Source organism: Henriciella sp., assembly GCF_049649345.1.
Taxonomy (GTDB): Bacteria; Pseudomonadota; Alphaproteobacteria; order Caulobacterales; family Hyphomonadaceae; genus Henriciella.
Window position 1 is genome coordinate 1 of the sequence record NZ_JBARZC010000472.1, and the last position, 4570, is coordinate 4570.

A 4570-nucleotide genomic window follows, 5' to 3' on the forward strand; every position below is an offset into this window, starting at 1 on the left:
TGATCGGCATGCCAGGGTTCTCCCAGGCCAGTTTGTCACCGGGCCAGATCGCAACTTCAGGCACGATCGAGCGCCAGGTTCGTCTCAATGATTTTGTTGACGTTCGCGCCGCCGCCGACGTCATCGAGATCAAGCGCCTCCAGCCCACCACAGACCAGCCCGAAGCGCGCGAGCTCGAATTTGAATCGCTCGGCACATTTGTCGATGTCCGCCCCTTCCAGAACCAGTTCGTCATCTCCGGCGGCATCTATAGCGGTGACCGCTCGCGCATCGACAATCCGACCGCCTACCGCCCGCGCAATGGCAAATCCATTTACACACCCGAAGCCCCCGGCACGCTGAAAATGGCCGTGAAGGGCGAGGATGTTGCTCCTTTTCTCGGTCTCGGCTTTGACACGACGGCTGACGCACAACGTGGCTGGGGCATGAAGGCCATGGCCGGCGCGCTGTTTTCAGGATCGCCGCAAGTCGCAATGACATCGCGCAATGGCCCGCAATCGGCCGACTCGATCGTCCGGATGCAGCTTGAGCGCGAACTGCTGAGCACGGATGAACTGGTCGAGGAAAAGATGGTCCATCCAGTGGTCCAACTGGGCCTGACTTACAGGTTCTAGTTTTCGGCGTCGGGCCGGTACTTCAGAACGAAATCCATCACTTTTTCAGCCGGCATCTCGCAGGGTTTGAGGCGCGGCGTGCCGCCTGCGCGATAAAGATTGAAGCTGACATGATCGGCGCCTCCGAGGGCTTCGCCATACAGCTTCACGCGCCGCCCATCGGCCGACCGCTCCACCGTCACGCCCCAGCTTTCGCCGTCAAAGACACCCTGGCCATACCCCACCGGGAGGCGGGCCAGGGCGCTGAGAAACGTCTCGAACGTGCTAATTGCGCGCCTTGTCGACGAGGCGGTCATTCTGCGCCCAGTGCATCATGCCGCGCAGTTTCTCGCCAACTTCCTCGATCAGGTGGTCGTTCATGCGGGCGCGTTTGGCGTGGAAGCCGGGGGCGCCGGCCTGGTTTTCAAGCACCCAGTTGCGCGCAAAGGTCCCGTCCTGGATGTCGGTCAGGATCTTCTTCATCTCCGACTTGGTCTTCGATGTGATGACGCGCGGGCCGGAGACATATTCGCCAAACTCGGCCGTGTTGGAGATCGAGTAGTTCATATTGGCGATGCCGCCCTCATAGATGAGGTCGACGATCAGCTTGGTCTCGTGCAGGCATTCGAAATAGGCCATTTCCGGCGCATAGCCGGCCTCGACCAGCGTCTCGAAGCCGGCCTTGATCAGCTCGACAATGCCGCCGCAGAGCACGGCCTGTTCGCCGAAAAGGTCGGTCTCGGTTTCTTCGCGGAACGAGGTCTCGATGACGCCGGCGCGCGTGTTGCCGATGGCTTTCGAATAAGACAGCGCCACGTCTTTTGCGGTGCCGCTGGCATCCTGGTGGATGGCGACGAGGCCCGGCAGGCCGAAGCCGCGCTGGTACTGGTCGCGCAGCGTGTGGCCCGGGCCTTTCGGCGCCGAGAGCGAGATGTCGACATTCGCGGACGGGCGGATGAGGTTGTAATGGATGTTGAAGCCGTGGCCGAACATGATGTGCTGGCCATCGCGGACATTCGGCTCGATCTCATTGGCCCAGAGGACGGCCTGCTTCTCATCCGGGATGAGGATCATCACGACGTCGGCCCACTTGGTAGCTTCCGCCGGCGTCATGACTTTAAGCCCTTCGGCGTCGGCCTTCTTGCGCGAGCCGGAGCCCTCCTGCAGACCGACAACAACATCCTTCACGCCGCTGTCGCGCATGTTCAGGACGTGCGCATGACCCTGGCTGCCATAGCCGATGACGGCCACTTTCTTGGACTGGATGAGGCTGAGATCAGCATCCTGCTCGTAATAAACTTTCACTTCCTGCTACTCCTTGGAATTTCTGGGATTCTGTTTTTTCTGGCGGTCATCCCGCATCCTTGCCACGGCGGATAGAAAGGACGCCGGTGCGGCTCACTTCGACGAGGCCGAGCGGCTCCATCAGTTCGGTGAACTGGTCGATCTTGTCGGACGCGCCGGTGATCTCGAAGATGAAGCTCTCATTCGTCGTATCGATGACGCGGGCGCGGAAAATCTCCGCAATGCGCAGCGCCTCGACGCGCTTTTCGCCCTTGCCGGCGACTTTCACCAGCGCCAGTTCGCGTTCGATTCCGCGCTTTGACTTGGTAATGTCGATGACCGATGCGACCGGCACGAGCCGCAGGAGCTGCGCCTCGATCTGCTCGAGCATGTGGGCCGTTCCTGTGGTGACGATGGTGATGCGCGAGCGATGCTTGCCTCGGTCAACCTCAGCGACGGTCAGGCTCTCAATATTGTAGCCGCGTGCGGAAAACAGGCCGACCACACGACCCAGCACGCCCGGCTCATTGTCGACGAGAACGGCGAGCGTGCGGCGCTCTTCGACCTCTTCGGCATGGTCCATGTCATAGGCGCTGGCGGGGATCGGCTCTTTTGTCATTCAGCGGCTCTCTCATACTCGTCGGTTTCGTCGCCGGTCTCGAATTCAAGCTGCGGGCGCCGCGCCTTGAGGCGGTTCCTGATCGACTGGGCGCGCGAGCGTGCCTCGTCGCGATGGACCCGGCGCTGCTTGTCATAGCGCCCGACGATCATGTCGCGGCGGCGCGGATCGGTGTGGGCCTGAAGCTCGGAGACAACGAGCCGGCGGCATTCATCGATAAAGACGGCTGAATTGTCGCCGGTCGGCCCGCCCTCACGGGTCAGCGCTTCGAGCTCGTAATAGGAAAACACCAGTGCATCGAGAATGGGCGGACGCGAGCCGCGATAGGCGCCATCCTTCTCGGCGCCCTTACCGCTCGGATCGATATTGGGAAAGTACATGCGGCCCCGCTCGATGACGGAGGAGAGCTGCATCATCAGATTGACCTTGTTGTTGTTGAAGGCCTGATCATTGGCCTGCGAGCGGCGGGTCCGAGCGAACATGGCGACCCGGCCAAGCGTGTCGATCGCCTGACTGCCCCAGTCGAGGCTGGCCCCGTCGACATGCATGCGCAGCGTCTCCACCCGGATCTTCTCCTGGCGACGCGTCTCCAGATGCGAGGCGATCGCACCGATGAGAGCAAAAACGGCCGAGGCAACTGTGACGATCAAGGTCCAGTTGGTTGAGGTCGTGTCTAGAAAACTATTGGAGTCCATCACTTATTCCCGGAACGTGAAGCTGATACTCAGACCAGCTTACGGCCTTCCGCGTCGATTTCATCCCCGGAAATGCTGCCGAGGATCATCTCATTGTGCGCTGCCCCGGAAGGGATCATCGGCAGGCAGTTTTCCGCCTTGGTGACGAGGCAGTCGAAAACCACCGGGCCGCCATGATCAATCATCTCTTGTATCTTCTGATCGAGCTCCGCCGGATCGGAACACTGTATACCGTGCGCGCCGTACGCTTCGGCGAGTTTCACGAAGTCCGGCAGGCTGTCCGAATAGGAGTGGGAATAGCGCTCGCCATGCAGAAGCTCCTGCCATTGGCGGACCATGCCCATCCACTCATTGTTCATGATGAAGATCTTGATCGGCAGCTTGTGCTGAACCGCGGTCGAGACTTCCTGCATCACCATCTGGACCGAGGCCTCGCCGGCAATATCGATGACCAGGCTGCCCGGGTGGGCCGCCTGAATGCCGACCGCCGCAGGCAGGCCGTAGCCCATCGTGCCGAGGCCGCCTGATGTCATCCAGCGGTTCGGCTCTTCGAAATGATAGTGCTGGGCGGCCCACATCTGATGCTGGCCAACTTCTGTGGAGATATAGGTGTCACGGTCCTTGGTCAGCTCGTAGAGCCGCTCGACCGCATATTGCGGGCGGATGGAGCCGTCATTGTCCGGATAGGCAAAGCAGTCCTTCTCGCGCCATTTGGCGATCTGGCCTCTCCAGTCGGAAATGTCGGGGGCTTTTTTGACCTTGTTCCAACCCTCCAGCAGCGCTGCCAGCGCCGCCTTGCAGTCTGCCACGATCGGCACGTCGACGCGGATGATCTTGTTGATCGAAGACGGATCGATATCGATGTGGATCTTTTTCGAGCCCGGCGAGAAAGCCGAGATCCTGCCCGTCACCCGGTCGTCGAAACGGGCCCCGACGCAGATCATCAGGTCGCAATCATGCATGGCATTGTTGGCCTCGTAGGAGCCGTGCATGCCGACCATGCCGAGCCAGTCCTCATGGCTGGCCGGAAACGCGCCGAGCCCCATCAAGGTGGACGTCAGCGGAAAGCCGGTCGCGGCCTGCAATTTCCGCAGGAGGCGGGAGGCTTCCGGCCCGGAATTGATGACGCCGCCGCCTGTATAGAAGACAGGCCGGCGCGCGGCTTTCATCAGCGCCAGCGCATCCTTGATCGCATGGCCGCTCGGTTCGGTCTTCGGCCTGTAGGTCGGCTTGTAAACGCCTTCCTTGCCGATATACGCGCCGGTCGCGAACTGAATGTCCTTCGGGATATCGATGACGACCGGGCCCGGGCGCCCGGAGGTCGCGATCAGGAAGGCTTCGTGAATGACGCGGGCGAGATCATCGACATCGGTGACGAG

Annotated in this window: 6 protein-coding genes; 1 reads left to right on the forward strand and 5 read right to left on the reverse strand. The window is 61.2% G+C overall.

The window, feature by feature from the left end; all coding sequences use genetic code 11:
* On the forward strand, positions 1 to 614 hold a 614-nt coding region (locus WA989_RS13035; protein WP_424340923.1), incomplete at its 5' end, for a hypothetical protein.
* Here WA989_RS13035 and WA989_RS13040 read toward each other — a convergent pair.
* The 5 genes from WA989_RS13040 to ilvB all read right to left on the reverse strand — a co-directional run.
* Positions 611 to 910, reverse strand: a complete 300-nt coding sequence (locus WA989_RS13040; RefSeq protein ID WP_424340924.1) for a hypothetical protein — start codon at positions 908 to 910, stop codon at positions 611 to 613. The genes WA989_RS13035 and WA989_RS13040 overlap by 4 nt on opposite strands.
* Positions 879 to 1898, reverse strand: coding sequence for a ketol-acid reductoisomerase (ilvC, locus tag WA989_RS13045; RefSeq protein ID WP_424340925.1), 1020 nt, complete (start codon positions 1896 to 1898; stop codon positions 879 to 881). Before ilvC ends, WA989_RS13040 begins: the two co-directional genes overlap by 32 nt.
* Positions 1899 to 1944: 46 nt before the next feature.
* Positions 1945 to 2496, reverse strand: a complete 552-nt coding sequence (ilvN, locus tag WA989_RS13050; protein ID WP_424340926.1) for an acetolactate synthase small subunit — start codon at positions 2494 to 2496, stop codon at positions 1945 to 1947.
* Positions 2493 to 3191 carry a hypothetical protein gene (locus WA989_RS13055; RefSeq protein ID WP_424340927.1) on the reverse strand — a complete coding sequence of 233 codons (699 nt, stop codon included), beginning with the start codon at positions 3189 to 3191 and terminating at the stop codon, positions 2493 to 2495. Before WA989_RS13055 ends, ilvN begins: the two co-directional genes overlap by 4 nt.
* 29 nt (positions 3192 to 3220) lie before the next feature.
* A partial coding sequence (gene ilvB / locus WA989_RS13060; protein WP_424340928.1) for a biosynthetic-type acetolactate synthase large subunit occupies positions 3221 to 4570 on the reverse strand: 1350 nt, incomplete at its 5' end.